Source organism: Kitasatospora sp. SC0581, assembly GCF_048159585.1.
Classification (GTDB): Bacteria; Actinomycetota; Actinomycetes; order Streptomycetales; family Streptomycetaceae; genus Kitasatospora.
The window spans coordinates 1-392 of record NZ_JBLRWA010000191.1; the positions used below are offsets into that span (position 1 = coordinate 1).

Annotated in this window: 1 protein-coding gene; it reads right to left on the reverse strand. The window is 68.9% G+C overall.

What is annotated here, in order from left to right; all coding sequences use genetic code 11:
• On the reverse strand, positions 1 to 250 hold a 250-nt coding region (locus tag ACLWS4_RS37720), incomplete at its 3' end, for a LysE family transporter (RefSeq protein ID WP_416876531.1).
• Positions 251 to 392: the final 142 nt, after the last annotated feature.

Genomic DNA, 392 nt, shown 5'->3' on the forward strand with positions numbered 1-392 from the left:
GGTAGATCGCGCCGGCGAACTTGATGATCGAGAAGACGAGCAGGGAGCGCTCCACGATGCTCCCCAGGCCGAACGCGACGAGGACCACCTGCACGAACAGGCCCGCCTCGTTCCCGACGGCCGTGGCCACTGCGGCTCGGGGGCCGAGGGCGATGCCCCGGCTGACGACGAACAGAACGCTGGGGCCGGGTACGGCGATCAACAGGGTGACCATGGTCAGGAACACGGCCAGCCGATCCAGTCCGATCATGAGCCCAGGCTACCGAGTACCGGTGCCGCGTACCGACGGTTCGGTGGATTCGTTCCTGTGCGGACCGACGGGCCCCGGAGGCGCCGGCGGTACCGCGAGAGCCTGCCGGGTGGGACTTCACGGAGTGGGACTTCGCGGAGTG